19 protein-coding genes and 8 tRNA genes are annotated in these 24,154 nt (G+C 45.1%); 18 read left to right on the forward strand and 9 right to left on the reverse strand.

Translation table 11 applies throughout. The annotated features are described in order from the left end of the window. Nucleotides 1–106 precede the first annotated feature (106 nt). Together KFE26_RS12185 and pyk are read left to right on the forward strand one after the other, a co-directional pair. Nucleotides 107–961: a MurR/RpiR family transcriptional regulator gene (locus tag KFE26_RS12185; protein WP_006081563.1), complete on the forward strand. Its 855-nt coding sequence runs from the start codon at nt 107–109 to the stop codon at nt 959–961. A 187-nt stretch (nt 962–1,148) separates the two neighbouring features. Beyond that, nucleotides 1,149–2,588, forward strand: coding sequence for a pyruvate kinase (gene pyk / locus KFE26_RS12190; protein ID WP_105252459.1), 1,440 nt, complete (start codon nt 1,149–1,151; stop codon nt 2,586–2,588). 234 nt (nt 2,589–2,822) lie between these two features. On the opposite strand, the gene KFE26_RS12195 is transcribed toward pyk, so the two are convergent. Beyond that, nucleotides 2,823–5,102, reverse strand: a complete 2,280-nt coding sequence (locus KFE26_RS12195) for an acyl-CoA dehydrogenase (protein ID WP_212600543.1) — start codon at nt 5,100–5,102, stop codon at nt 2,823–2,825. Between the two features lie 16 nt (nt 5,103–5,118). Further along, entirely contained in the window at nt 5,119–5,757 is a 639-nt protein-coding gene (locus KFE26_RS12200) for a TetR/AcrR family transcriptional regulator (RefSeq protein WP_212600544.1), read from the reverse strand. Nucleotides 5,758–5,977: 220 nt separating this feature from the next. Between KFE26_RS12200 and KFE26_RS12205 the strand changes: the two genes are divergently transcribed. After that, nucleotides 5,978–7,843 carry a M2 family metallopeptidase gene (locus tag KFE26_RS12205; RefSeq protein ID WP_212600545.1) on the forward strand — a complete coding sequence of 622 codons (1,866 nt, stop codon included), beginning with the start codon at nt 5,978–5,980 and terminating at the stop codon, nt 7,841–7,843. 84 nt (nt 7,844–7,927) lie between these two features. On the opposite strand, the gene smrA is transcribed toward KFE26_RS12205, so the two are convergent. Continuing rightward, nucleotides 7,928–8,518 (reverse strand): DNA endonuclease SmrA, encoded by a 591-nt coding sequence (gene smrA / locus KFE26_RS12210; RefSeq protein ID WP_212600546.1) that lies wholly within the window; start codon nt 8,516–8,518, stop codon nt 7,928–7,930. Between the two features lie 118 nt (nt 8,519–8,636). Here smrA and KFE26_RS12215 point away from each other — a divergent pair, with 118 nt between their 5' ends. After that, nucleotides 8,637–9,212 (forward strand): nuclear transport factor 2 family protein, encoded by a 576-nt coding sequence (locus KFE26_RS12215; RefSeq protein ID WP_212600547.1) that lies wholly within the window; start codon nt 8,637–8,639, stop codon nt 9,210–9,212. Nucleotides 9,213–9,316: 104 nt separating this feature from the next. Continuing rightward, nucleotides 9,317–9,832, forward strand: coding sequence for a YchJ family protein (locus KFE26_RS12220; RefSeq protein ID WP_212600548.1), 516 nt, complete (start codon nt 9,317–9,319; stop codon nt 9,830–9,832). A gap of 154 nt (nt 9,833–9,986) precedes the next feature. Here KFE26_RS12220 and KFE26_RS12225 read toward each other — a convergent pair whose 3' ends face one another. The 3 genes from KFE26_RS12225 to KFE26_RS12235 form a co-directional block, all read right to left on the reverse strand. Beyond that, nucleotides 9,987–12,170 carry a bifunctional diguanylate cyclase/phosphodiesterase gene (locus KFE26_RS12225; protein WP_212600549.1) on the reverse strand — a complete coding sequence of 728 codons (2,184 nt, stop codon included), beginning with the start codon at nt 12,168–12,170 and terminating at the stop codon, nt 9,987–9,989. A 245-nt stretch (nt 12,171–12,415) separates the two neighbouring features. Further along, nucleotides 12,416–12,703 (reverse strand): DUF406 family protein, encoded by a 288-nt coding sequence (locus tag KFE26_RS12230; protein WP_113939682.1) that lies wholly within the window; start codon nt 12,701–12,703, stop codon nt 12,416–12,418. A gap of 208 nt (nt 12,704–12,911) precedes the next feature. Beyond that, nucleotides 12,912–13,400: a VC2046/SO_2500 family protein gene (locus KFE26_RS12235; protein WP_212600550.1), complete on the reverse strand. Its 489-nt coding sequence runs from the start codon at nt 13,398–13,400 to the stop codon at nt 12,912–12,914. Between the two features lie 125 nt (nt 13,401–13,525). Here KFE26_RS12235 and KFE26_RS12240 point away from each other — a divergent pair. From KFE26_RS12240 to KFE26_RS12255, 4 genes are all read left to right on the forward strand, one after another. Continuing rightward, nucleotides 13,526–13,610, forward strand: a tRNA-Tyr gene (locus KFE26_RS12240). Between the two features lie 71 nt (nt 13,611–13,681). Continuing rightward, nucleotides 13,682–13,766: transfer RNA gene (locus KFE26_RS12245), tRNA-Tyr, on the forward strand. Nucleotides 13,767–13,908: 142 nt separating this feature from the next. Beyond that, nucleotides 13,909–13,993: transfer RNA gene (locus KFE26_RS12250), tRNA-Tyr, on the forward strand. A gap of 228 nt (nt 13,994–14,221) precedes the next feature. Continuing rightward, on the forward strand, nt 14,222–15,367 hold the full coding sequence (locus tag KFE26_RS12255; RefSeq protein WP_212600551.1) for a PLP-dependent cysteine synthase family protein: 1,146 nt from the start codon (nt 14,222–14,224) through the stop codon (nt 15,365–15,367). A 98-nt stretch (nt 15,368–15,465) separates the two neighbouring features. On the opposite strand, the gene queE is transcribed toward KFE26_RS12255, so the two are convergent. Next, the gene (gene queE, locus KFE26_RS12260) at nt 15,466–16,134 is read right to left on the reverse strand and encodes a 7-carboxy-7-deazaguanine synthase QueE (protein ID WP_212600552.1); all 669 of its coding nucleotides are present in this window, start codon (nt 16,132–16,134) and stop codon (nt 15,466–15,468) included. A gap of 171 nt (nt 16,135–16,305) precedes the next feature. Between queE and queC the strand changes: the two genes are divergently transcribed. After that, nucleotides 16,306–17,028 (forward strand): 7-cyano-7-deazaguanine synthase QueC, encoded by a 723-nt coding sequence (queC, locus tag KFE26_RS12265; protein ID WP_212600553.1) that lies wholly within the window; start codon nt 16,306–16,308, stop codon nt 17,026–17,028. Then, a complete protein-coding gene (rrtA, locus tag KFE26_RS12270) occupies nt 17,025–17,621 on the forward strand; it encodes a rhombosortase (RefSeq protein WP_212600554.1) in 597 nt (198 codons plus the stop codon). Before queC ends, rrtA begins: the two co-directional genes overlap by 4 nt. Before the next feature lie 76 nt (nt 17,622–17,697). Here rrtA and uvrB read toward each other — a convergent pair whose 3' ends face one another. Further along, the gene (gene uvrB / locus KFE26_RS12275; protein WP_212600555.1) at nt 17,698–19,704 is read right to left on the reverse strand and encodes an excinuclease ABC subunit UvrB; all 2,007 of its coding nucleotides are present in this window, start codon (nt 19,702–19,704) and stop codon (nt 17,698–17,700) included. A gap of 305 nt (nt 19,705–20,009) precedes the next feature. Continuing rightward, the gene (locus KFE26_RS12280) at nt 20,010–20,162 is read right to left on the reverse strand and encodes a hypothetical protein (RefSeq protein ID WP_212600556.1); all 153 of its coding nucleotides are present in this window, start codon (nt 20,160–20,162) and stop codon (nt 20,010–20,012) included. A gap of 609 nt (nt 20,163–20,771) precedes the next feature. On the opposite strand from KFE26_RS12280, the gene KFE26_RS12285 reads away from it, so the two are divergent. The 7 genes from KFE26_RS12285 (at nt 20,772) to rsxA (ending at nt 24,153) form a co-directional block, all read left to right on the forward strand. Beyond that, nucleotides 20,772–20,847 (forward strand) — tRNA-Asn (locus KFE26_RS12285). Between the two features lie 57 nt (nt 20,848–20,904). Then, nucleotides 20,905–20,980, forward strand: a tRNA-Asn gene (locus tag KFE26_RS12290). Between the two features lie 32 nt (nt 20,981–21,012). Then, nucleotides 21,013–21,088, forward strand: a tRNA-Asn gene (locus KFE26_RS12295). Between the two features lie 43 nt (nt 21,089–21,131). Then, nucleotides 21,132–21,207 (forward strand) — tRNA-Asn (locus KFE26_RS12300). Nucleotides 21,208–21,257: 50 nt separating this feature from the next. Continuing rightward, nucleotides 21,258–21,333 (forward strand) — tRNA-Asn (locus KFE26_RS12305). Nucleotides 21,334–21,544: 211 nt separating this feature from the next. Beyond that, nucleotides 21,545–23,449, forward strand: a complete 1,905-nt coding sequence (locus tag KFE26_RS12310; protein WP_212600557.1) for a GGDEF domain-containing protein — start codon at nt 21,545–21,547, stop codon at nt 23,447–23,449. A 125-nt stretch (nt 23,450–23,574) separates the two neighbouring features. Further along, entirely contained in the window at nt 23,575–24,153 is a 579-nt protein-coding gene (gene rsxA, locus KFE26_RS12315) for an electron transport complex subunit RsxA (protein ID WP_006081543.1), read from the forward strand. The last annotated feature ends 1 nt before the right edge of the window (nt 24,154 follow it).

Genomic DNA, 24,154 nt, shown 5'->3' on the forward strand with positions numbered 1-24,154 from the left:
CTGAAAAGTTACTACATAGAGTCTATTAGTGGGCCGCCAGTCTTGATCTGCTCCCACGAAATAAAAATAAATAAAATTACATTCTCAATTTAGCGGACATACGCGTATGAATACCCTAGAAAAGGTTCAAAAAAGCCTCACCCATTTTAGTAAATCAGAACGCAAAGTTGCAGAGGTGATCTTAGCATCACCACAGACAGCTATACATTCTAGCATCGCCACACTGGCTAAGATGGCAGATGTCAGTGAACCTACTGTGAATCGTTTCTGCCGCCGCTTAGATACTAAAGGTTTCCCTGATTTTAAGTTACATCTAGCGCAAAGTCTTGCGAACGGTACACCTTATGTGAGCCGCCACGTTGAAGAAGATGATTCGACTGAGTCTTATACGACAAAAATATTCGAATCTTCAATGGCTTCGCTCGATACCGCACGTCAAAGCCTAGACATTTCAGCCATTAATAAAGCCGTTGATATTCTCACTCAAGCTAAGACTATTTCCTTTTTTGGCCTAGGCGCATCCGCTTCAGTTGCCCATGACGCGCAAAATAAATTCTTCCGCTTTAATGTCCCTGTCATCTGTTTTGACGATGTTCTAATGCAACGCATGAGCTGTATTAACAGTAATGAGGGCGATGTGGTGGTATTGATTTCCCACACTGGCCGCACTAAGTCATTGATTGAAATAGCGCGTTTAGCGAGAGAAAATGGTGCAGCTGTGATTGGTATTACCGCCCGCAACTCGCCTTTGTCAATGGAATGTACACTGCCCGTGACAATGGAAGTGCCAGAAGATACTGACATGTATTTACCTATGGCCTCGCGTTTAGCCCAATTAGTCACTATAGATGTATTGGCAACGGGTTTTACCTTACGTAGAGGCCCACGTTTCCGCGATAATTTGAAACGAGTGAAAGAAGTGTTAAAAGAGTCTCGCATCAATAAAGATCCGATACTGTAACTCACTTCCTTTTCTAAAAATGGCTAGTGTTGATCCTTAACCTAGCCATTTATCGTGCAAATATCAGCGATACCTCACAATTTTCATACATAACTTTAGATCAATTTGATTGTAACTTTACTACAAAATTTGGAATTGCATGGTAATATAGTCCCAAGATTTTTTTTAACTTTAACGGAGTATCCTTATGTTCCGCAGAACCAAAATCGTCACCACTCTAGGTCCCGCTACCGATCGTGATGATAATCTACGCCGCATCATCGCGGCAGGTGCAAACGTTGTACGTCTTAATTTCTCCCACGGTTCCCCAGAAGATCACTTAAAACGAGCAACTCAAGCGCGCGAAATCGCTAAAGAGTTAGGCGTTCATGTGGCCATTCTTGGTGACTTACAAGGCCCTAAAATCCGCGTTTCTACTTTCAAAGACAATAAGAAAGTACAACTCGTATTAGGTCAAGCCTATGTACTTGATGCCGAGTTAGCCAAAGGTGAAGGCGACGAGACCCAAGTGGGTATCGATTACAAGCAATTGCCAGACGATGTGACTGTTGGCGATATCCTGATGTTAGATGATGGCCGTGTTCAATTACGCGTTGAGCGTGTTGAAGGCCGTAAAGTGCATACCACAGTGACTGTGGCAGGCCCTTTATCTAACAACAAAGGTATTAACAAACAAGGCGGCGGACTTTCTGCTGCTGCGCTGACCGAAAAAGACAAGGCTGACATTCTCACTGCAGCAATGATCCAAGTGGATTATTTAGCCGTGTCTTTCCCGCGCAGTGGTGCTGACTTGGACTATGCACGCGATCTTGCCCGTCAAGCAGGTTGTAATGCGTTGATCGTTGCTAAAGTTGAACGTGCTGAAGCGGTTGCGACCGATGCAGCTATGGATGATGTGATCTTAGCGTCTGACGTTGTTATGGTTGCCCGTGGTGACTTAGGTGTTGAAATTGGTGATGCAGCACTCGTTGCGGTGCAGAAGAAGTTAATCGCCCGTTCACGCCAACTGAATAAAGTCGTCATCACTGCCACTCAGATGATGGAATCGATGATTTCAAGCCCAATGCCAACCCGCGCCGAAGTAATGGACGTGGCGAACGCTGTGCTTGATGGTACCGATGCTGTGATGTTATCTGCTGAAACTGCTGCCGGTGACTTCCCAGAAGAAACCGTTAAGGCAATGGCAAACGTGTGTGTTGGCGCTGAATCTCACCCAAGTGTGATTGTGTCTAAGCATAGATTAGATGTGCGTTTCACTTCAGTTGAAGAGACAATTGCGCTATCAACTATGTATGCAGCAAACCACCTAGAAGGCGTTAAGGCGATTATCGCTCTGACTGAATCAGGTGCAACACCACAGTTGATGTCTCGTATCAGTTCTTCACTGCCAATCCTAGGTTTATCACGTCACGCAACAACCTTAGCCAAAATGGCCTTGTACCGCGGCGTGTTGCCAATCTACTTCGATTCAACTATCCACCCAGCCGATGAGCTAGCGCAAAAAGCGTTAGAAGCATTAACTGCGGCTGGTTATTTGAATAGCGGTGATATGGTGCTGATGACCAAAGGCGATGCAATGGAAACCATCGGCGGCACTAACACCTGTAAAGTGTTGATCGTAGCTTAAGCTTCTTCTAACAACTCAAGCTCGTTAGAAAACAGCCAATAAAAAACCACCTTCATGAGGTGGTTTTTTTATATTGACTGTTTTCTGTAAGTGCAGATTTCTGTTGGTGAAAATTTGTTGGTCTCTCATTTCAGAGGGAAATCCAAACGGCCCAAGCGGCGTAGCCATCGAACTTAACACCGCTTAGACCAAACTGCACTAACATTAAACGCTAACATCAAACACTAATAATCACTATAACGCTTCGAAATCATTCACATTAATTGCCGCTAAGCGCAGCTTATCAGCATGCTGTAACTTTTGATCTTCGTCGGCAGTAATAACGCCAGTCTCGAGTGCTTTTGCAAACAAAACTATATTCGGCACTTTTGCAGGCAAATCACCGGCACGCTGCGCTTTCTTCAGTTTTTTATAGATATCTTTACAGGCATATTGCGCGATAAATGCTTGCTCAACTTCAGCAATACCGCCCTTATCCCCTTCAAATTCAGGGCATAAGAAAGTAATACGTTCACGAGCAGGGCCAGGCTTCAACATGCCGCTAACTAAATCGGTCGCCATTTTGTCGCTCGGTGCAGTGAAGTGATTACCCAGCGGGAAGATTAAGCCACGCAGTAACCATGCCACAGGACGGCTCGGGAAGTTACGAATCGTGTCTTCCAACGCTTTCGCCGCCAAGTGCAAACGATTGGCCATTACATAACGTACCGCAGGCAAATCGTCCTGTTGACGGCCATTATCTTCAAATAACTTCAAGGTCGCTGAGCCTAAATACAACTGGCTGAGCACATCACCCATACGTGCCGACAGCATTTCTTTACGTTTTAAATCGCCGCCCATGATCAGCATAGATAAATCTGTCATTAAGGCTAATGCAGACGAAATACGCGACATATCTTTATAGTACTGCTTAGTTTCACCGCTCACTGGCGCACTGCCAAAACGGCTACCGCTTAACGCGCTAAATAAAGCACTGAAAGCATTACGCGTGGCATAACCCATGTGACCCATTAATAACGCATCAAAACGCTCTAAGGCTTCATGTTGGTTTTCCATCGCTGCGGCTTCCATTTCGGCAAGCACGTATGGATGGCAGCGAGTCGCACCTTGACCAAAAATCATCAACGAGCGGGTTAGAATATTCGCGCCTTCCACAGTGATCGAAATTGGATTCGACATATAAGGGTGGCCTAAATAGTTTTTAGGTCCTAATTGAATGCCCTTACCCGATTGAATATCCATGGCATCATTCATCACTGAACGGCCTAATTCAGTCATGTGGTACTTAGCTATCGCGGTCACGACCGAAGGTTTGACTTTTAGATCGATACCCGTGGTTGTTAAACGACGCGCAGCTTCTAACTGATAAGTGTTGGCAATAATACGCGCCAGCGCTTCTTGCACCCCTTCAAACTGACCAATTGCCATTCCAAACTGGTGACGCACATAGCTGTAAGCCGTTGTCGTCTTCGTCGCCATGTGACCAGAAGCCGTTGCCAATGCTGGCAATGAAATACCGCGGCCCGCTGACAAACACTCAACCAGCATACGCCAGCCTTTACCGGCAAACTCAGGGCCACCGATAATCCAATCGAGCGGAATAAACACTTCTTTACCTTGAGTAGTACCGTTCATAAACGCCATACCCAGCGGATTATGACGACGACCAATAACCACACCAGGATGATCCGTTGGGATCAACGCACAGGTAATGCCTAAGTTTTTCTTATCGCCAAGCAGACCTTCAGGATCGCGCATTTGGAACGCTAACCCCAGCACTGTTGCTACAGGCGCCAGCGTGATATAACGCTTATCCCAGGTAAGTTTAAGCCCAAGCATTTCTTCGCCGTTGAAAGTATCACGACACACAATACCTACATCGGGTATAGCGCCGGCATCACTGCCCGCTTCTGGACCAGTTAATGCAAAACAAGGAATTTCATCGCCTTTAGCTAAAGCAGGTAACCAACGTTCTTTCTGCTCGCTCGTACCATAGTGGGTCAGCAACTCACCTGGGCCTAAAGAGTTCGGCACCATCACAGTAACAGCAGCGCTTACGCTACGGCTGGCTAATTTGCTGACAATGGTCGAGTTTGCATAGGCAGAGAAAGCTTTACCACCGAATTTCTTCGGAATGATCAGTGCGAAGAAACCTTCTTTCTTAAAGTATTCCCACAGCTCTGGCGGTAAATCCTTGCGGTTATGCACTATGTCGAAATCATCGATCATCGTCAGTGCTGTCATCACTTGATTATCAATAAAGTCTTTTTCTTCTGCAGTTAGCGTGGGTTTGCCATAGCTATGCAAGGTATTCCAGTTAGGATTTCCGCGAAATAACTCCCCTTCCCACCAAACATCACCCGCTTCCATCGCTTCACGCTCTGTATCGGAAAGTGGCGGCAAGACCTTCTTGAAAAAACTAAAAACTGGGCGGGTAATAAACTGCATCCGGATATTTTTCACCGCAAACAACACGACAATGGCTATCAGGGCAAGAATTATAATCGTCAACATTATCAAGACCTTTTAATTAAGAAGAAACGGGGACTGATACACCAGCCGCCATGTAGGGGATCACTTTACGGATCACAGCTTCGATGTCGTTATGCTCACCAAACTCAGCAGCAGCAATGTCATTTAGGGCATCAGCGGACGCCATAGTGAACACGATAGTGCCTAAGGTAAAGTGTAAGCGCCAAAACATTTCAGCGGATGGAATATGTGGTGCACTGGCCGAAACGGCTTTAACAAAAGCATCCAGATGCTGGCCGTAATGGGTAGTGATAAACCAACGTAAATGCCCTTGGCTTTCGATATAGCCACGGCCTAAAAGCTGCAGGAAGATCGTGGTGCCTTCGGTACGTAGCGCGTTTAAATCCAATAAAGGATCGACCAAAGAAGACAGGATCTCTTCGAGTGTTGCTTGTGCTGGAGCGGCATTTAAACGATGAATTTGGCTTGAAGCGGCAGGCATAAACACGTCTAAATAGCGGGCTAACACTGCACGGATAAGCTCTTTTTTAGAACCAAAGTGATAATTGACCGATGCTAAATTCACCTCAGCTTTGCTGGTAATGAGTCGCAAGGAGGTCTCAGAAAAGCCCCGTTCGGCGAACAGTTTTTCTGCGGCATCAAGTATTCTAGTTTTTGTATCGGATCGACTTGCCATTCCGTGACCTTGAATTAATTTAAAACACTCGTTTAAATTAAACATTGGCACCACGGATGTCAAACTAAAATTGGACAAATTCACCGCTTTCTAGTCTGTGATACAAGCGGTATGTCGTACATGTCCGAATAAGTGTTAAAAACAAGTCAATTAACCCTTGTGCAATAACCCTGTGGTTTAGGTAAACTGTGTAACACAAAAACAACAAGGAAAACTAGACATGGTTATTTCATTGAATCGTCGCAGTAAAATCGCCCTCACAGTGGCACTCGCGCTGGGATTAACGGCCTGTAATGATGCACAAAGTAAAACAGACAAAACAGCTACTGCAGAAGCAGCTGTCATCAATACCGCCCCAGATAAAGCACAAGCCATTGCTTTTATTAACGATGCTGAAGCCAAGATGGCCGAATTATCGATTGAATCTAATCGCGCCGAGTGGATTTACAGCAACTTTATTACCGATGATACCGCGGCTCAGTCTGCCGCAGTCGGTGAAAAGGTCAGCGCAGCGTCGGTAAAATTTGCAACAGAGGCGGCTAAGTACGCCAATGTGCAACTCGATCCCGTTAATGCCCGCAAGCTCAATATCCTACGCAGTGCGTTAATACTACCCGCGCCGCTCGATCCTGCGAAAAATGCCGAGCTTGCGCAAATTAGCTCAGAGTTAAATGGCTTATACGGCAAAGGAAAGTACTGTTTTGCCGACGGTAAGTGTATGACCCAGCCTGAGCTATCGAGCCTGATGGCCGAATCACGGGATCCCGCAATCTTGCTAGAAGCGTGGAAAGGCTGGCGTGAAATCGCCAAACCTATGCGTCCCTTGTTTCAACGTGAAGTGGAACTGGCCAATGAAGGCGCGAAGGATCTCGGTTATGCCAACCTGTCTGAGCTATGGCGCAGTCAATATGATATGAAGCCCGATGACTTTTCACAGGAACTCGACCGTCTTTGGGGCCAAGTTAAGCCACTTTATGAGTCCTTGCACTGCTACGTACGGGGAGAATTGAATAAAGAGTATGGCGATACCGTCGCACCGACCACTGGCCCCATCCCGGCACACTTACTTGGCAACATGTGGGCCCAGCAATGGGGTAATGTGTATGATCTCGTCGCCCCTGACAATGCCGATCCGGGTTACGATGTCACTGAGTTACTCGCAAAGAAAGGCTATGACGAGCATAAAATGGTGAAACAAGCCGAAGGCTTCTTCACATCATTAGGGTTCGCACCATTGCCAGAAAGTTTTTGGGCGCGTTCTCTATTCGTTCAGCCAAAGGACCGTGATGTGGTTTGTCACGCTTCGGCATGGGATCTCGATAATCTCGACGATATTCGCATTAAAATGTGTATCCAAAAGACCGCCGAAGACTTTAGCGTTATCCACCACGAACTTGGGCATAACTTCTATCAACGCGCTTATAAGCAACAACCCTTCCTGTTTAAAAACAGCGCCAACGATGGTTTCCATGAAGCCATTGGTGACACGATTGCACTGTCGATTACGCCAAGCTATTTAAAGCAAATCGGCTTATTAGAAGAAGTACCTGATGCATCTAAGGATATCGGCCTCTTACTAAAACAAGCCTTAGACAAAATTGCTTTCTTGCCCTTTGGCCTGATGATAGATCAGTGGCGCTGGAAAGTTTTTAGCGGCGAAATCACGCCCGCCCAATATAACCAAGCTTGGTGGGATCTGAGGGAAAAATACCAAGGCGTCAAAGCACCGACTGAACGTAGTGAAGCAGATTTTGATCCGGGTGCTAAATACCATGTACCAGGCAATGTACCCTACACCCGTTACTTCCTAGCGCATATTTTGCAATTCCAATTCCATCAAGCGCTGTGTGAAACTGCAGGCGATAAAGGTCCGGTACACAGATGCAGTATTTATGGTAATCAAGCCGCGGGAGAGAAACTCAATAAGATGCTCGAGTTAGGCTTAAGTAAACCTTGGCAAGAAGCATTGAAAGAAGTCACCGGCAAAGAAACGATGGATGCAAAAGCGGTGCTCGATTACTTCGCCCCACTTAAAACATGGTTAGATGAGCAAAATACCACCGCAAACCGCCAGTGTGGTTGGTAAGGGTTCGTTAAATCATTACCCAATAACATAAAACAAAATGCCCAATAAAATTGGGCATTTTTATTCAATCCTTATCTGTTTAATCTAACGCCATCCCATTCCTTTGCGATTGGCTTCACGGTTTTCGAGCTTGAGCTGTTCAGACTTAGTTAACATCACATAAAGTGCCCCAGCACCGCCCTGCTCGGTTTTCGCCGAATGATAGGCAAGCACCATGTCGAGTTGTGATAACCAATAGCACACAGCGGATTTGAGCAATCCTGCAAAGGGTTGACTCTGATAGCCTTTACCGTGGATCAACATGACACAGCGTTCACCATGTGCCTGCGCTGCCAGTAAATAGTTAAGGACGGCATCACGAGCTTGGTTTAACCGATAAGCATGCACATCAAGCTCCATCTTGATGCTGTATTGCCCCATTCGGAGTCGTTTAAAAACGCCGCCTTGTACCCCCTCACGCTTAAAGCTCACAATGTCATCTGGCGCTTGCTGTGGAAATACTTTTAAATCCAGTGACATACACGCTAGGAAGGCTTCCCGTTGTAAAGCATCGCGTCTGTGTATTTGCTCAGCCGTCAACGCTTTCGGTGCTAAATTCACCACTGGCATATCGCCTTTTAGTGGTACGACTCCAGCCATTTCCTCAAAAAACAGTGCTGACTCATCATCCAGCATGGCAAGCTCCTTTACTTCACACTCTTGTACAGAAACACACTTTGTAAACATTCAAGGCTTTAGTTCAGCGGGCGCCTCCATTATAGTGACGCCATGATTGCCAGATTAGAATAAAGTAATGAAATTTTTGCCGCTAGTCCTGATGTGCTTATTGTCACTGCCAAGCTTAGCCAATCCAGCTAAAACTCATACAAAATCCACTGATGATCAATTGATCAATGCTAATTACCCTTTGTTTATTAGTGCTTTTAATCAATTGTCCCCTGAGGTGACTCGTGAGATTTACGCTGATGACGCTAGCTACTTATCTGAGAGTCAAAGTAAAGAAATTTACTATGGACGAGACAATATTGTCGCCATTTACAAGAAGTTTTTCGATAAAATCAGTGCCAAAAAAGCCACTATCGACGTGGATTTTCGCATTACTAAACGCAAAATTATCGGTAATGGTGCCATAGATACAGGCTATTATTTGGTTCGATTTTACCCGGCACAAGAAACCGGAGAACCTGTGAGTGAATTTGCGGGCAAATTTGCTATTGGTACAGAAAAAGTCTCATCCACCCAATGGAAAGTGAGCTTAGATACCAATAACCGCGCAGAACCTAGCTATTATCTGAATGCGAAACCGGTACCTAACTTATATTATGGTCGCCAATTTCCGCCTTTACCTGCGGGTAAAAAATTACCCTAATGTTAATGCCGATTACGTTTAAATGGACTATCTCACATCTAGCGCATTTAGATAGAAATCGAATAAATTTAAACAAATACAATTAAATTAAAGATTTAGCTAACATGACTACAACTAAGCAAACCTGCCCCTGTGGTAGTGGGCTAAGCTACCAAGATTGCTGTGGTCCACTGCATACGCATGTAGACTCTGGGCAAGTCATTGCCCGTACTCCTGAACAGCTTATGCGCTCACGCTACTGCGCATTTGTATTGAAAAATTTTGATTACATTTTAAAAACACATCATCCAGACTATCTAAATGGCCTTACTCTCACGAGCCTCAATGCTGGTCCTCACCCACATTGGTTAGGATTAGATGTACAGAGCAGTACTGAAACACCAAGCCACAATGCTCAAGCGGCGATAGCTGAACAACGACATGGCACAGTTACCTTTAAAGCTTGGTATAAGCTCGATGGTGAAATTGATGCTATCTATGAGCGATCCGAATTTATCTACCAAGCAAGTCGCTGGTATTACAGCCAAGGCCAGCAAATGACGGCTAAATTACCCGGTAGAAATGACCTCTGTATTTGCCATAGTGGCAAAAAATTCAAACAATGCTGCTTAAAATCTTAATAGGTATACAGTGCTGAGCTGCACTGGAGAATTACGGTGAAGGTTTATAGTGCTGATTGAACAAGCACAGAGATGAATAATAAAGGCAACCTAAGATTACAAACCTAGGTTGCCTTTATTTTATCGTGAGCAGCACATTTGAAATAATTGTGACTTAGTGGGTTATGACTGAAGCGCTTTTCGCCGACAAGATAAATTGTGCAAACTCAGGCTCCCGTAATGCAGGACTATAGAGATAACCCTGTGCCTGATGGCAAAAACTTTTCGCTAAAAACGCTTCTTGCTCAAGGGTTTCAACCCCTTCTGCCGTCAAAGATATATTTAATGCATTCGCCATGGCGATAATGGCTGACACAATTTCGCGACTTTCACGGCTGACGGTAAGATCTGAAATAAACGAACGATCAATCTTAAGTTTACTGATCGGAAACTGCTTCAAATAACGCATAGAGCAGTAACCCGTCCCAAAATCGTCAATCGCGAGCCCTACGCCTAATTCCGCTAATTCTTGGCATAACAAGGTCGCGTGGCGAATATCACCCATCAATTCAGTCTCAGTGATCTCTAAGATTAACGTCTTAGGTTTCAAGCGATAACGCGTCAACAACTGCCACACTTGCTCGAATAAATTACCACTGAAGAACTGGCGGGCCGATACATTCACATGCATTGTCATATCTGCATTATGATGCTGCCATAGGTTCAACTGTCGACAAGCGGCCTCTAAAACCCAACTGCCGATAGAATTAATCATCCCCGACTGCTCAGCAATATCAATAAAGGAAGCTGGAAATAACACGCCTCTTTTAGGGTGATGCCAACGGATTAAGGCTTCGGCGCCAATATAGGTATTCTGCTCAAGATCCCTCAGTGGCTGATAATAAAGCTCAAACTGACGACCACGGATCGCACTGTGTAAATCACGTTCTATCTGCGCATCCTCTTTAAATGCACTCAATAACGTGCTGTTAAATACTTGGATTGCAGTGCCTTTTTTCTTTTTAGCATACTGCACTGCAATATCGGCACAGGTTAATGGGGCAAACAAACTCGCCACAGAGGCAATATCAACCACAGCTAAAGCAGGCTTTGGTTCGACTTGCTCACGGCCGATTAAAATAGGCATAGCAAGATGTTGATACAGGCGCGTACTAAAATAATCGAGATCGTAAACCGCATTATCATCGGTCAATAGCACGGCAAATTCATCGCTGCCGACGCGGGCAATTTCGGTGGCCTTATTAATCTCAGAAAAATGTTTCAAACGGCGGGCAATTTCTATCAACAAACTATCGCCATTTTCATGACCATAGGTATCGTTAAAACGCTTAAATCCCACTAAATCAACTAATAACAACAGTCCCTTCGTGGTACGTTCAAGGACTCGATTAAAATGAGTACGGTTATGGAGTCCCGTTAATCCACAACGCCAAGCAAGCCGTTCAAGCTCTGACTTATAGTTATGCTCGTCGGTATTTTCTTCACACGAGACCAAGGCATAATGATTACCGCGATCGGTAATGAACTGACTCAGCACGTATGTCAGCCAATAACAACTGCCATCGGCACGACTAAACTGCACTTCGCCTTTGGCAATTTCGCCCCTAAAGATTTGCGCTAGGGTTTGCTCGGCTAATTGGGCATGCTGCTTGAAAAAAGCCAACTCACGGATATTCGCGCCGATAATCTGCTCACGGGGCATGCCGGTGATTTCACTGTGCGCCTGATTCACATACTCGACTTTTTCAGTATGCAGATTAATTAACATACTGATTTGTCGCGATTGTTCAGTGGCACAGCGAAATAAACTCAAGCTTTCTTCTTTATCGTAGCTGTGTTTTGTCGCTAAGGTCAGGGCTAATTGGTCAGCCATCTGGCACGCGAGGTGAATTTCACTGTCATGCCAGTGGGGAGTCAATTGTGCCCGCTCGATGCAGAGCACACCTTCGAGATGGCCATTGATGCGAATGGCGATGTCGAGACTCGAGTTGATTTGCCGCGGGATAAAATAGCACTCAGCCAATTCACTTAAACGTGGATCGGTCAGGGCATTGCCTGCATCGATATGGCGCAGAGTTTTGAGCTCGTGTACATACCGGGGACAATCTTGTAATAACTTAGGCCTATGAATGTCTTGCAACATCATAGAACCAAATTGTGCGACGAGTGATTGGGTTTGTTGATCAGATGAAAAAGTCCACACTGATACCAAAGAAACCGCTAAATTCTGGCACAACAACTCTGTGGTTAACTCTGCCGTCTTTGTGAAATCGCCCTGCTGTTTTGCAGTTGACTGTACCAAAGACTCCAATAAATGCTGATGCTGACGTCGCTTCACGCTGGTTCCCTACAAAACTTCGTGTTGGGCTAAAGGTCTTTGCTGTTAGCAAACTTACCTCAAAATGTGGAATTAAGCTGATTGAATTATTCTTATTTGGAGGCAGATTACACTAACTGTTGTAAGCACAGCAACATGTGGCACAATTTATTACAATTTGGTTAACAATAGCAGCATTTTTAGGCAATTAGCGCGATTTCCGTGACATCTATGACCGACTAAAAACTAAAGTGCTGCTTTAAAAATTACAGGCCGTTTTCCAATTGAAAAATCATTTTTTCCGCGCTGACATTGAAGGTCAGCAGTAAGTCGACGCCTTCAGTCTTAGTCACAAATTCAGTTTGCACTTCAGCAAATCGAGTTTGAGCGCGTGTTGCCATGCTTTCGGCATCCGCTTGAGCGCTATCGCCAACAAAATTTAACGTCAATAACGTATCGTGTTCATCAATAACGGCGCCGATATCGACAAAGCTGCCGCAATCGGTGCAAGTGTCATTCACTGTCGGGCTCTGTGCTTCTATTATGCCTTTCATCTGTATTCCTTAATGTATAGAGCGACTGATTAACGGCATCACTAAAATATGCTCGTTAAATTTTTAACGCGGTAAATTTTAACTCGATAGGTTAATACGAATTATAGGTAATTAAGCTTCAAGATAACTGGCTTTAGCTCACGCTTATTTATCGAAATGGATCAGATTGACTTGATGGGTATTGAAGACCACTTGCGGGAAGACGGCCTTAGGCTGAGGCGAGCAAAGGCACAAGATTACGTTGGATTGCCAATTGATCAGCAAAGTGCATGATCTCGACTTTGGGTGCGGTTAATTGGCCCCTTTGCCTCAGCTGAGTCACATGGTCACAGTTACTTAACGCTTCTGCCATTGCGACTGACTCGCCGCCACGGATGACTAAGGCTTCCGGTCGCAATGCTTGTTGTAATTGAAACGCACGTGGACCTTGAGCCATAAAAATACTGCTGTTATCAACCACTGGTTCAGCAGACGATAAATCCGCCATTAAACTTTGCTGCGGTGGCAATTCGAACTGACGTTGTAATTTTTGCGCCATATCAAATTCATTTTGCCATTGGAATTGTGCCATGTCCCGTGCGTCAACCGACAGTAACGACAGCAACAGGGCGAATTCGCCCCGTCTGTCGTTTTCTATCGCCGCGTTTAAGCGGGTGCCAATTTGGGCTTCGTTGACTAAAGGAACATCAATTTGCATAAAAAAACATCGTCAAAACAATTCGTTGTTAGTTAATCGACCATTTGATACATAACTTTAGGAATATTTTTAAATTGGGTATTTACATGGAAAAGGTTTCTGACTACTATGGCGGCCGCAATTGAGGAGGGGTTCCCGAGTGGCCAAAGGGATCAGACTGTAAATCTGACGGCTCAGCCTTCGAAGGTTCGAATCCTTCTCCCTCCACCATTTGCACTGCAAGTTTTATCGTGTTGTTCGAAAATGATGTAGAGTTTTACAAAAGCGTTAAAGGTATTCGTGGAGGGGTTCCCGAGTGGCCAAAGGGATCAGACTGTAAATCTGACGGCTCAGCCTTCGAAGGTTCGAATCCTTCTCCCTCCACCATCTTTATCTCTAACGCAGAGGATCATTTTCAAAGACTAAGCATGGCCAATGTTTAGTTTTGTCTTGATAAACAAGTCCGTTATTGATGATGTTTTGAAAGACAATTTTAAAAGTTAGTTGTAAAGCTAAAAAGAAAGTTTGTGGAGGGGTTCCCGAGTGGCCAAAGGGATCAGACTGTAAATCTGACGGCTCAGCCTTCGAAGGTTCGAATCCTTCTCCCTCCACCATTTCTTTCACTCTCGCATATCCTTCTTGTTCCACTTCCGCATAGTCTTTTCCAACTTAATCTAATTATTTCAGCTTAATCTAATTAAATTCTTAGTATTTCTATGTTAAGTAAACCTCTTGGTTAACGACATTTTTTGATTTCAATTACGTCGTGCTCGACTTTAAGCGAATGACTTCAAGGTCATCCAATAAAACCGCTTTGCCCGTCCCTGTGATAAGCTCTGAAAATGATCCCTTTCGATGTGACTACTATGATTTCTAACACGATTCAACCACCAGTGGATTCTCACAGCGCTCACAGACTCTGCCCAACATGGGAAGCCCACGCGATAGGCAAGATTGAAGCGGATTTTCAGCGCAGCGCCGATACCCACTTGATTAAGCTTGAATTACCTATGCTCGATGGCATAGATATTTATCTTAAAGATGAAAGTACCCACCCGACAGGGAGTTTGAAGCATCGCCTCGCCCGCTCACTCTTCCTCTATGCCCTGTGTAACGGCTGGATTAAGCAAGGCACGCCAATTATCGAATCCTCATCGGGCAGTACGGCGATTTCTGAAGCCTACTTTGCCCGCTTACTCGGTTTACCTTTTATTGCCGTAATGCCCAAAAGCACAGCTAAAAAGAAGATTGAGCAGATCACTTTCTATGGCGGTCAATGTCATTTTGTCGATCATTCCAGTGAGATTTACGCCGAATCGGCGCGCCTTGCCGCAGAGCTAGGCGGCCATTATATGGATCAATTCACCTACGCCGAGCGTGCAACCGACTGGCGCGGTAATAACAATATCGCTAACTCGATTTTCAATCAGATGGAGCGCGAGCCACACACTATCCCGCGGTGGATAGTGATGAGCCCAGGCACTGGCGGCACATCGGCGACCATAGGCCGCTACATTCGCTATCAGAGGTTGGCAACACAACTTTGCGTGGTCGACCCGCAAAACTCCGTTTTTTTTGATTTCTATCAGAGCGGCGATGCCAGCTTAACCTGTTGCAATGGCAGTAAGATTGAAGGCATAGGTCGACCGAGAGTCGAGCCATCGTTTATTCCTGGAGTTGTCGATACTATGCTGCAAATTCCCGACGCCGCATCAGTGGCGACGATTCATTGGTTAGAACAATTGATTGGCCGTAAAACCGGCGCATCCACAGGAACCAACCTGTACGGCGCATTGCAACTTGCAGTACAAATGCAAGCGCGTGGAGAGCAAGGCTCAATAGTGACCCTCATTTGTGACTCGGGTGAGCGTTACCTTGATACTTATTACGATATAGATTGGATTACAGCTAACATCGGCGATATTGCGCCCTATCAGCGCCAACTTGCAGCATTTAATCATTTCGGCCAGTTAAGTGAGCTTGATTAAGCAACTGTATTAAGTCATTAGGTTTAGAATCCACAAAACATCCACCATAAAAAACGCCCCACAACTGTGAGGCGTTTTTTATGCTTTGCAGATTAGCATTAATCAATATTCAAATACTTATGGGTCTGGATCGATAAGCGCCAATTACGGGCGATACACACTTTCATCGCCAGTTCTGTCGCTCTAGGCTTTTGACTAATCGGCTGCAGGCAAATCGTTTTCGCTGAAATATCGATGTCTTGCAGTAATTCATCAAGTTCATCGATGTGATTTTCAGTAGCGATAGGATGCTTAATCTCATTGGCGCGGTTCAGCGCCTGTGCTAATACCTGATAGCCCCCTTTCATGTTCACCTTGGGTGATACTGTCACCCAAGTGTCATCGGCACAGTTGATTTCGAAGGTGCCACTGGTTTCGATTTGAGTCGCAAAGCCTTGGCTGTGCAAGGTTTCGGTTAATTCGCGTAAATCGTACATACAAGGCTCACCGCCGGTGATCACGATATGCCGCGCAGTAAAACCTTTAGCGTGAAAGGCAGCGATAAGACTTTGCGCCGTATGATCAGCCCAGCGACCAATGGTGCCGTCTACGGTAATCACTTGCTCTGGCGAGACCCTATTGGCTTCAAGCACATCCCATGTCTGTTTCGTATCGCACCAAGCACATCCCACGGGACAACCTTGTAGGCGGACAAATATGGCGGGTACTCCGGTAAAGACACCTTCACCTTGAATGGTTTCAAATACTTCGTTGACAGGGTAGTTCATACTGACGTTCCACTTTTCTGGGGCGGCATTTATAGTGGATTTTAGCTTGAGCTGCAAGTTTTTGCGCCGAGAAAGCCTATTTCGACCCTATAGTCAGAGTTTGCAAGCCCTAAGGCCTGAGTTACACTAACGCCCTATTTATACCTGTTCTACGGTGAAGTGAAATCCTTTATGTCAACGAGCTTAGTGTCAAAAACAGTGGTGTCCAAAGCAGTGGTGGTATTCAGTGGCGGACAAGACTCAACAACTTGCCTTATTCAAGCCCTAACCCAGTACGATGAAGTACATGGGATCACTTTTGACTACGGTCAACGCCACCGCGAAGAAATTGAAGTCGCCAAATCCTTAGCAAAACACTTGAAGATCACCAGCCATAAAGTCATGGATGTCACCTTACTCAATGAGTTAGCTATTTCAGCCCTCACCCGTGATGCGATACCCGTTTCACACGAGTTGATGGAAAATGGCTTACCCAATACCTTCGTGCCCGGCCGTAATATTTTATTTTTAACGCTTGCAGGTATTTATGCCTATCAATTAGGGGCGCAGGCGATTATCACAGGCGTGTGTGAAACCGATTTTTCAGGCTACCCTGATTGTCGTAACGATTTTGTCAAAGCGATGGAATCCGCCTTAGTTCAAGGCATGGATAAGCAACTAAAAATCATCACGCCTTTAATGTGGCTCAATAAGGCACAAACCTGGGCACTGGCGGATAAATATCGGCAACTCGATCTGGTTCGCCACCATACTCTCACCTGTTATAACGGCGTGATTGGCGATGGCTGTGGTGATTGCCCTGCCTGTCATCTTCGCAAACGTGGATTAGATGACTATCTACAGAATAAAGCAGCGGTCATGGCTGAGCTTGACGCCAGCGAGCCTAAAGCATGACACGCAGTCCCTATTGGGTCGCGCTGATGGTGAGTCTGATCTGTGCGGGTTTGTATGCAGCAGGCTTAGCAAGCCCCACTGTCGATAACTTACTCGCCTATCGCCGCAGTGCAATTAGTGAGGGTGAATGGTGGCGATTAATCACAGGAAATTTACTGCACACGAATCAATGGCATCTATTGATGAACCTTGCAGGGCTGTGGGTGGTGCTATTTTTGCACCATTTTCATTATCATCTCAAAGGCTTAAGTGCACTATTTTTCGTGTTATGTTTACTTGAAGGTATAGGCTTGTATTTAGGCTATCCGCAATTGCTTGGTTATGTCGGCTTAAGCGGTATGTTACATGGCTTGTTCGCCTACGGCGCAGTGCAGGATATTGTTCTTAAGCTACGCTCAGGCTATCTGCTGCTCGTTGGCGTTATCATCAAGGTCGGTTACGAACAGCTTTATGGTGCCAGCAGTGATGTCACCGCCATGATAGGTGCGCGCGTAGCAACCGAGGCGCATTTGGTCGGCTTAATCTGTGGGCTGATTTGCGCTTTAGCGGTGTTTATCAAGCTAAAAATGAGCCAATCAAAAGTCCCTGCTTAATCCAAGTCAAGATATTAAAAAGCCGTCGCTGCATGATTGCTGGACGGCTTTTTTAATACTGAGCGTAAGAATAAATCTAGGCTTTGATCAACAGGTCCCGCAGGTGCTTGACTTCATCACGCATTGCCGCCGCTTGTTCAAACTCTAAGTTGCGCGCATGTTCATGCATCTTCTTCTCAAGCTGATCGATTTGATGGCTCAACTCTGCCGCATCGGCTTTATGGTAATGGGGCTTAGGCTCAGCCACTTTGCCATACACAGCTTTACTGTCGCGGCCATCATCCACATCCATCACATCGGTGATCCGTTTAACGACGCCCTTAGGCGTGATACCGTGTTTTAAGTTGTGCGCCCGCTGACGTTCACGACGTCGGTCAGTTTCACCTATCGCTTTCTCCATCGAATTGGTGATGCGATCGGCATAGAGGATCACTTTACCATTGACGTTACGCGCCGCGCGGCCAATCGTTTGGATGAGCGAGCGTTCAGAGCGCAAGAAGCCCTCTTTATCGGCATCTAAAATACACACCAATGACACTTCAGGCATATCTAAGCCTTCGCGCAATAAGTTGATCCCAACCAGCACATCAAACTTACCTAAACGCAGATCGCGGATGATCTCAACCCGTTCGACAGTGTCAATGTCCGAATGCAGATAACGCACTTTTACGCCATGTTCGTCGAGGTATTCAGTCAAATCCTCCGACATACGCTTAGTGAGCGTCGTCACTAACACCCGCTCATTGACTGCTACTCGCTTGGCGATTTCAGACAATAAATCGTCCACTTGGGTCCCAACAGGGCGCACTTCTAATTCAGGATCGAGCAATCCCGTTGGCCGCACGACCTGCTCAGCAATCTCACCTTCGCTCTTTTCCAGCTCGTAGGCACTCGGTGTTGCCGACACATAGATAGTTTGCGGCATCAATTGCTCAAACTCTTCAAACTTGAGCGGCCGGTTATCCAAGGCGGACGGTAAGCGGAAACCGTATTCGACAAGTGTGGTTTTACGGGAACGGTCACCTTTGTACATAGCGCCGATTTGCGGCACAGTCACATGGGATTCATCGATAATTAATAAGCCGTCGGCAGGCAAGTAGTCGAGTAAGGTTGGTGGTCCTTCCCCTGGTGCGCGGCCAGACAAATAGCGCGAGTAGTTTTCGATGCCAGAGCAGTAACCCAACTCCACCATCATTTCCACATCGTATTGCACTCGCTCATGGATACGCTGGGCTTCAATTAACTTGTTGTTATCGAGTAGATATTGCTTACGCTCACGCAGTTCTTCTTTAATAAACTCAGTGGCAGCGATAATTTTTTCCCGCGGCGTGACATAGTGTGTTTTAGGGTAAACCGTCGTACGGGCGATACGTTTAATAATATGGCCCGTTAACGGGTCAAACTCACTTAAGCGTTCAATCTCATCGTCGAACAACTCGACTCGAATGGCATTACGCTCAGAATCGGCGGGGAAAATATCAATCACTTCACCGCGCACACGATAAGTACCACGTTGTAGCTCAATATCATTGCGCTTGTACTGCAATTCGCTGAGACGAATTAAGATGTCACGCTGCCCCATCACATCGCCTTGGCGTAGATGCAGCAACATTTTCAAATAGGAATCGGGATCGCCCAAGCCATAAATAGCCGACACCGAAGCAATCAGCACCACATCTTTACGCTCTAACAGCGCCTTAGTGGCGGATAAGCGCATCTGCTCAATGTGAGCATTAACCGAAGCGTCCTTTTCGATAAAGGTATTTGATGCAGGTACATAGGCTTCGGGCTGGTAGTAATCGTAGTAAGAAACGAAATACTCGACCGCATTATGGGGAAAGAACTCTTTCATCTCACCATAAAGCTGCGCCGCCAAGGTTTTATTAGGCGCCATGATAATCGTGGGCCGACCTAATTTTTGGATCACATTGGCAATCGTGAAGGTTTTACCTGAGCCCGTCACCCCGAGTAAGGTTTGGCAGGCCAGACCCGCTTCGAGTCCATCGACTAATTTGGCAATCGCTGTAGGTTGGTCGCCTGCGGGGGCGAATTGCGATTCAAGCTGAAAAACAGATTCTGACACGCGCACATATCCTTTTAGTGAGTCGCCCCATTCTAATCAAGTCACCGACTAAGCTCCACAGTTATCCTTCCTGTCGTCATATCAATACGATCTAAAACCGCAAGATGACAATTTAAAGGAAGAAACATGAAACTTTTAAACTAAGGCGTTTTCAGCGTTTTTTGCTCACAAAACACCCGCAAACTAAGCAAAAATGCCAATTTAATACACAAGAAATCAATTTCGTTCGATTACAAAATTGCAACCTTGTTTTCCCCCTCAACAAAAACCACTTGCTTTTAGTATGCATTTGATAATGCTTAAATTTATTTTTTAACCCCAAAATAGTGCATTTTAAGTCCGCCGCCCATACCCCAAGGCTTTGGCGGCCATTTTTCAGGACAACTCACAGGGTTATCCACAGATTTTGTTGATAAGTCGAAATAACCTAGAAACCACGCGGGATTGGAGGCTGTCATGTGTCTTAACAACCGTCTCGCAGCATTTAGTAATTTAATTACATTTGATAAATGTTGCTACTTGTATCAATTTCACTAACTGTAATTAACACGAGCTGTAGTAGCGCATCTGGTGCCACAACTTATAGTGAAGTGCATCACTTCATTTGAAAAACAGCTCACGCTAATTCGATAAAGCCTCAATTAACACCTCCATCAACAACAGCAAACTTGTTAAAACAGAAAAACGGACTTTAACAGCGAAAAGATAACCCACGTTTTCTATCGGCATAAAGAACTGAGTAAATTCACATTACCCACCTGAGATCCTTTTTTGAGCGGTTTGAGTCTTAAGTACTCGACCAAGTACCGAAAACGGTGTCGATTATTTAGCGAATGATTTCAATTTCATAGAATCACCGCTTAAAAACGATGGACTCAATTATGGCTATATTGCGAATTGTTAAGTGGTTTTTCACGGAAAATGTCGAATTCTGCACCACGATGCACATTAGATGAGCACTTAACAGCATAATTACACTTTTTTTAGTAACTCGAGTTGACTCATCCAACAGAGCGTTTTACTATGCGCTCCGTTCTCAACGAGTCGCTACGATTGTGTGAAACGATTCCCCTGTAGTTCAGTCGGTAGAACGGCGGACTGTTAATCCGTATGTCACTGGTTCAAGTCCAGTCAGGGGAGCCAATTTAAGCACATGATAAAAATGAGTTAGAACAAGCAGTAAGATAAGTTGTAAACAATTCCCCTGTAGTTCAGTCGGTAGAACGGCGGACTGTTAATCCGTATGTCACTGGTTCAAGTCCAGTCAGGGGAGCCAATTACATTATCAAGCTGATGCATTAAAATGATTCCCCTGTAGTTCAGTCGGTAGAACGGCGGACTGTTAATCCGTATGTCACTGGTTCAAGTCCAGTCAGGGGAGCCAATTTAAGCAAGCTAAAAAGTCGATAGTAATATCGCACCTCGATTCCCCTGTAGTTCAGTCGGTAGAACGGCGGACTGTTAATCCGTATGTCACTGGTTCAAGTCCAGTCAGGGGAGCCATTTAAGAAGTGTTGTTTCTGTAAAGTCGATAGCAATATCGCACCCTCTACTCCCCTGTAGTTCAGTCGGTAGAACGGCGGACTGTTAATCCGTATGTCACTGGTTCAAGTCCAGTCAGGGGAGCCAATTTATTCTTCGTTTTGTTCCCGTGTCTTTGCCTCTTCTGGCTTCTAGTTACCCTATTCTTTTCCGTTTTGTTTTTAAGCAAATGCAGTTACACTGTTATCAGCTTATTAATAAAAATTTATGAGTGTCATCACACAGATAGCAGCAGTTAAGTATTCTTGACTTAAACTTATCCTGTTTGAGCTCACCCAAAAAAATAGAGCGGATTTTTATGGCCATGTCAAAATCATATCCAATTTTTTTACTGCTTATTTTCTTAGGTCTTTTTGCTTGGGTATATCAAAGCGAAAATAGCCAATTACAAATCCAACAACAGCAAGAACTGGATAGCTTTAAAACCAGTTTAACCCGCTACCAACAATGGCAAGGTGATGGCGCCGAACTCTTCAAAAAGCTTTCTGAAAATTACCCATTCCAATTTTTCCAATATATTGATGATACCGATGGCCAACGGAGTCATACCGAAGGTCGTTTAGACAGCCAACATCCTCATCCTTTAGCCCGTTTATTTTCTATTGAGCTCAGTCATACACAAAAATTGGCAACCGGTCGTTTACAAGTCAAACTCAGTGCAAACCAAGCGATTGAAACTTCGATTAGTCATACTCAAAAGCTCGGTGTCATGTTACTGGTGGCTTACCTTATCTTGCTGTTAGTGTTTATTCTGTTAATGTCAAAACATAGGGCGGCGATACGTTATGCTGCTGATTATATTTCAAAAATACCTGAGTTAGGGTTTTCTGCTGTCGCATCATCAAAACTCACAGATGAGCTCAACCCCATTGGAATATCCCTTGAAGAGTGTCGTCTTCAACTTAAAGCCCAAATCGATAAACTCAATCAAGAGAATGAAAAGCTGCATAAAGCGGCCTATCAAGACACAGTGACAGGTTTTGGTAGTCGCCAGCGCTTTACCCAAAAATTAGAAACCATAAGCAATCCCGATATTCCTCAATTGGGGCTGATGGCAATGGTTAAGGCCACGGAGCTTGCGCAAATCAATCAAAAACAAGGGCGAACTGCGGGGGATGATTATCTTTCAAGGGTGGCAAATTGTATCCGCAAAGCCTGTAGTAAGTATTCAGATGCAGAATGTTTCAGGGTATCGAGCGCTGATTTTGCCATCTTTATTCCTGATGTCATGCTGAAGGATGCGCCAAAATTTTTAGACCAATTAAAAATTTATCTCGATGAATATTTGCAGATGACAAAAGCGGAATCTGTTGCCCATATCGGTTTAGTTCCCTATCACCAAGGTACCGATGCGGTTAATTTGCTGACGATTGCGGATACCGCAGTCAGCATAGCGCAGACCCTTGGACCTAATAGCTATCATATCCAAGAAAAACTCAATGGTGACGAGCAGTTTGGTGATGATCGCTGGAAAATGGCGATCAATGATTTAGTCACTCGCCAAGCATTAAAATTCTACCAACAGCCAATTCAGCCCTGCCGAACTGATGTAGAGGTTTACCGCGAGTTGTTGGCGCGCTTTTACAATAGCGAAGGTAAGTTTTTACCGACCACCACAGTGATCGCTATGGCAGAACGTCACGGTATGAGTTCTGAATTAGATAAACTGGTGGTGATCAGTGCATTAAGAATGCTTAAGGAAAACCCGACCATTTCGGGTAACTTTGGCATCAATATCAGCGCATTTTCTGCGCATCAGGATATGTTTGTCGCTTGGCTAAAGGACATTTTAGGCAAGCAAAAATACATCGCCTCGCGCTTAGTATTTGAGATCAATGAGTCAGGTATGCAGTCTAACTTAGGGGCAAGCTATAAGTTCGTTCGCGAAATACATAGCGTTGGATCACGGGTGTCGATAGAGCGTTTTGGCATGAGCTTTACGTCCTTCAAATTCTTCAGTGAAGTGCGCCCAGACTACATAAAGCTTGATGGCAGCTACACATCGAATATTGATGAAGACAGCAATAATAAGTTCTTCGTCCGTATGATGGTGGATGTTGCAAGACGGATAGGCATTCGGGTTATTGCGACCAGCGTCGAACGCCAAGAAGAAAAACTCACCCTCGAAAAACTCTTAGTTGATGGATTGCAAGGCTATTACATAGCACAGCCCCAAGCCATGGCGATTACAGATCAAATTTAATACTTTAACGGGCTAATTCGTCGCCAAAATTTACAGTAAAGATGGTTAACCCTGCATTCTATATGTTGTTTATGCAAACGGAAAAGTCGATAATACGGCCAAGATCCGTTTAGAAAAGTATTGAGATGACTGAATATCTCCTCTTGTTGATCAGTACAGTACTGGTCAACAATTTCGTTTTAGTGAAATTCTTAGGCTTGTGTCCTTTCATGGGGGTCTCCAGTAAACTGGAATCCGCTATTGGCATGTCTATGGCGACCACTTTTGTGCTGACGTTAGCCTCGATTCTCAGTTACCTCGTCAACCAGTATCTACTATTGCCCTTTGATCTGAGCTACCTGCGAACCATGAGCTTCATTTTAGTGATTGCGGTTGTGGTGCAATTTACTGAAATGGTGGTGCAAAAAACCAGTGCTGCACTGCATCGCGCTTTAGGGATTTACCTGCCGCTGATCACAACTAACTGTGCGGTGTTGGGTGTTGCCCTATTGAACGTTAACGAGAAGCACGATTTTATCCAATCGGCTATCTATGGCTTTGGTGCTGCATTAGGCTTCTCATTAGTGTTAATTCTCTTCTCGGCGATGCGCGAACGTTTAGCAGCCGCAGATGTCCCCTTACCTTTCAAAGGCGGCGCCATAGCGATGATCACCGCAGGTCTTATGTCCCTCGCCTTTATGGGATTCACAGGATTGGTTAAGTAAG

The sequence above is a fragment of the Shewanella sp. M16 genome, assembly GCF_018224605.1.
GTDB lineage: Bacteria > Pseudomonadota > Gammaproteobacteria > Enterobacterales > Shewanellaceae > Shewanella > Shewanella oncorhynchi.

Bases quoted from the DNA above. Each gene is read 5' to 3' on its own strand.
- KFE26_RS12255 (WP_212600551.1), top strand. From the start codon at position 14,222: ATGATCCCTTTCGATGTGACTACTATGATTTCTAACACGATTCAACCA.
- KFE26_RS12185 (WP_006081563.1), top strand. From the start codon at position 107: ATGAATACCCTAGAAAAGGTTCAAAAAAGCCTCACCCATTTTAGTAAA.
- KFE26_RS12195 (WP_212600543.1), bottom strand. From the start codon at position 5,102: ATGTTGACGATTATAATTCTTGCCCTGATAGCCATTGTCGTGTTGTTT.
- KFE26_RS12310 (WP_212600557.1), top strand. From the start codon at position 21,545: ATGGCCATGTCAAAATCATATCCAATTTTTTTACTGCTTATTTTCTTA.
- KFE26_RS12205 (WP_212600545.1), top strand. From the start codon at position 5,978: ATGGTTATTTCATTGAATCGTCGCAGTAAAATCGCCCTCACAGTGGCA.
- KFE26_RS12200 (WP_212600544.1), bottom strand. From the start codon at position 5,757: ATGGCAAGTCGATCCGATACAAAAACTAGAATACTTGATGCCGCAGAA.
- queE (WP_212600552.1), bottom strand. From the start codon at position 16,134: ATGAACTACCCTGTCAACGAAGTATTTGAAACCATTCAAGGTGAAGGT.
- KFE26_RS12235 (WP_212600550.1), bottom strand. From the start codon at position 13,400: ATGCAAATTGATGTTCCTTTAGTCAACGAAGCCCAAATTGGCACCCGC.
- KFE26_RS12215 (WP_212600547.1), top strand. From the start codon at position 8,637: ATGAAATTTTTGCCGCTAGTCCTGATGTGCTTATTGTCACTGCCAAGC.
- KFE26_RS12230 (WP_113939682.1), bottom strand. From the start codon at position 12,703: ATGAAAGGCATAATAGAAGCACAGAGCCCGACAGTGAATGACACTTGC.
- KFE26_RS12280 (WP_212600556.1), bottom strand. From the start codon at position 20,162: ATGACAGCCTCCAATCCCGCGTGGTTTCTAGGTTATTTCGACTTATCA.
- KFE26_RS12220 (WP_212600548.1), top strand. From the start codon at position 9,317: ATGACTACAACTAAGCAAACCTGCCCCTGTGGTAGTGGGCTAAGCTAC.
- pyk (WP_105252459.1), top strand. From the start codon at position 1,149: ATGTTCCGCAGAACCAAAATCGTCACCACTCTAGGTCCCGCTACCGAT.
- smrA (WP_212600546.1), bottom strand. From the start codon at position 8,518: ATGCTGGATGATGAGTCAGCACTGTTTTTTGAGGAAATGGCTGGAGTC.
- rsxA (WP_006081543.1), top strand. From the start codon at position 23,575: ATGACTGAATATCTCCTCTTGTTGATCAGTACAGTACTGGTCAACAAT.
- queC (WP_212600553.1), top strand. From the start codon at position 16,306: ATGTCAACGAGCTTAGTGTCAAAAACAGTGGTGTCCAAAGCAGTGGTG.
- rrtA (WP_212600554.1), top strand. From the start codon at position 17,025: ATGACACGCAGTCCCTATTGGGTCGCGCTGATGGTGAGTCTGATCTGT.